This window comes from Dietzia sp. CQ4 (genome assembly GCF_014145125.1).
Classification (GTDB): domain Bacteria; phylum Actinomycetota; class Actinomycetes; order Mycobacteriales; family Mycobacteriaceae; genus Dietzia; species Dietzia natronolimnaea.
In genome coordinates this window covers 1-1,323 of record NZ_JAALDZ010000387.1, presented here as the reverse complement: position 1 = coordinate 1,323, position 1,323 = coordinate 1, and the positions used below count along the sequence as shown (strand labels likewise).

The 1,323-nt window shown below is 71.5% G+C and carries 1 protein-coding gene and 1 pseudogene; both read right to left on the bottom strand.

The genetic code is table 11. From position 1 onward, the window contains the following. Positions 1–993, bottom strand: a 993-nt coding sequence (gene pknB, locus G6031_RS17435) for a Stk1 family PASTA domain-containing Ser/Thr kinase (protein ID WP_182653951.1), incomplete at its 3' end; no start/stop codon positions are given. Beyond that, positions 990–1,323, bottom strand: a pseudogene (locus G6031_RS17430) (serine/threonine protein kinase); the annotation flags it as partial. The pseudogene G6031_RS17430 and the gene pknB, both read right to left, overlap by 4 nt.

Genomic DNA, 1,323 nt, shown 5'->3' with positions numbered 1-1,323 from the left:
GGGCAGCGCGTGCGCCTCGGTCGGGGCCTCGGACGGCGGGATCCGGTCGGCGCGGCCCGAGCCGTAGCCCGCCCCGGCGAATCCGTGGGGGGCGTCGGGTCGTTGTCCGTCGTCGAGCTCGTCGTCGGAGAGCACGAGCGGGGCGGCCGGGCGGCCACCGCTCAGGACGGCGAGCAGGTCGGTGCGCATGTCCCCGGCGGTGTCGTACCGGTTCTCGGGGTTCTTGGCCATCGCCTGCATGACCACGGCGTCGACGTACCGGCCGACCTCCGGGTTGATCGCGGAGGGCGGCTGCGGTGACTCGCGGACGTGCTGGTACGCCACGGCGACGGGGGATTCGCCGGTGAACGGCGGGGCTCCGGCGACCATCTCGTACAGGACGCAGCCGGCCGAGTACAGATCCGATCGGGCGTCCACCGTCTCGCCCCGGGCCTGCTCGGGGCTGAGGTACTGGGCGGTGCCGAGCACGGACGAGGTGTTGGTGAGGGTCGAGCTGGCGTCGCTGACCGCGCGCGCGATCCCGAAGTCCATGACCTTGACGGCCCCGTCGCGCGAGATCATGATGTTCGCCGGTTTGACGTCGCGGTGGATGATCCCCTTCTTGTGGGAGAAGTCGAGGGCGCCGCAGACGTCCGCCATCACTCCGAGTGCGCGTTCCACCTCCAACGGACCATCCATCTTGACGATGTCCCGGATCGTGTCGCCCTCGACCAGTTCCATGACGATGTAGGGCAACGCGCCGTCATCGGTGCGTTCCTCGCCCGTGTCGTAGATCGCCACGATGGAGGGGTGGTTGAGCGACGCCGAGTTCTGCGCCTCGCGGCGGAAGCGCTGGTAGAAGGTCTCGTCGCGGGCCAACTCGGGCCGCATGATCTTGACCGCCACGTCACGGCCGAGGACGGTGTCCCGCCCCCGGTGGACCTCGGACATGCCGCCGAACCCGAGGACCTCGCCGATCTCGTACCGGCCCGCCAGCAGGTGAGGTGTCGTCATCCGCCGTCACCTCCCCTGCCGTTGTTCGCGGCCGCACCCGCGTTCGGGTTCGCGTTGCCACCGGTGTTGCCGCCGCCGTCGCCCTCGCCGGCCTGGCCCGGTGGGACGAAGGAGTTGAACTCGGAGGTCAGCGAATCGAGCATGTCCTGTAGGTCCGGCGCGGGCGGGATGACGGTCGGTGACGGCACCGGCTGGGGCGGCGGTGTGGGCTCGGGGGCCGGGGCGGGGGCCGGCGCCTGGGTGGTCTGGGTCTGCGGCGCAGACGTCGTGGGGGGCGTCGACGGGGTGGTCCCACCGAACAGCCCGCCGGGCCCGAAGACCCCCGCGTTG